The 541-nt window shown below is 46.2% G+C and carries 1 protein-coding gene; it reads right to left on the bottom strand.

Annotated elements, in window-relative coordinates:
* Positions 1-541: zinc ABC transporter substrate-binding protein (locus tag R7R24_RS29830; RefSeq protein WP_318120605.1), on the bottom strand; the 541-nt coding region annotated here is incomplete at both ends.

Below are 541 nucleotides of genomic sequence, written 5' to 3'. Positions count from 1 at the left end.
CCTAATGGGTCAAGCTCGCCTTTGGCCACATTGCTGCCACGCATCACACTCTCGACAACGGCTGGTGTAAATTGAGGCTCAGAAAACACACAAGCCACGTTACCTGATCCCAGTGTTTTTCTGATCTGAATCAGCGTCTTGGCACCCGGTTTTCGATCGGGAGTCACCGTAAAGTGTCCTAGATTATTTAACTGGTAACGCTCTTCAAAATAACCGTACGCATCATGGAAAACGAAGTATCCTTGGTTCTTCACTGGTGCTAACTGCTGCTCTATTTCCTTATCTTTAGCCGCTAGCTGTTCTTCAAATTTAACAAGATTGTTGCTGTACGTTTTCGCATTAGCTGGGTCGATTTCCACCAATTTGTTCACAACAGCTTGGGCGACCTGTTTAACCGGTTTAATACCCAACCAAAAGTGCGGGTCGTGGCTACCGTGGTCATGACCGTCGTGATCATGCGAATGCGCACTATCAAACTCACGAAGCGCTAGATTTGGTATTTCGCTTAGCGTCAGTGTACTAGATCTATTTGATACGACTT

The sequence above is a fragment of the Vibrio sp. 704 genome (genome assembly GCF_033339295.1).
The sequence above is the reverse complement of the archived record's forward strand: the minus strand, read 5'-3'. Positions and strand labels throughout refer to the sequence as shown.